The 255-nt window shown below is 57.3% G+C and carries 1 protein-coding gene; it reads left to right on the top strand.

The features are described from left to right. Nucleotides 1-255: IS3 family transposase (locus tag QMX96_RS26980; protein ID WP_282362744.1), on the top strand; the 255-nt coding region annotated here is incomplete at both ends.

The raw sequence follows: 255 nt of genomic DNA, 5'->3' as shown, positions 1-255 counted from the left end.
TCAAGCATTCCTGGCTGGAGAGCGGCGGCGTTTATGGCTATCGCAAAATCCACGACGATCTGCGCGAGGTCGGTGAGGATTGTGGTCGTCATCGTGTGGCGAGGCTGATGCGTCTTGAAGGGCTGCGCTCTCAGACAGGTTATCGACGCCGCCCTGGAAAGTACGGCGGTAAGCCAGCGGTCGTCTCACCCAATTTGCTGAAGCGCCAGTTCGATGTTGTGGAACCCAACAAGGTTTGGGTAACCGACATCACGT

It is taken from the genome of Pseudomonas sp. PS01300 (assembly GCF_029960155.1).
In the GTDB taxonomy this organism is placed as follows: domain Bacteria; phylum Pseudomonadota; class Gammaproteobacteria; order Pseudomonadales; family Pseudomonadaceae; genus Aquipseudomonas; species Aquipseudomonas palmensis.
The sequence above is the reverse complement of the archived record's forward strand: the minus strand, read 5'-3'. Positions and strand labels throughout refer to the sequence as shown.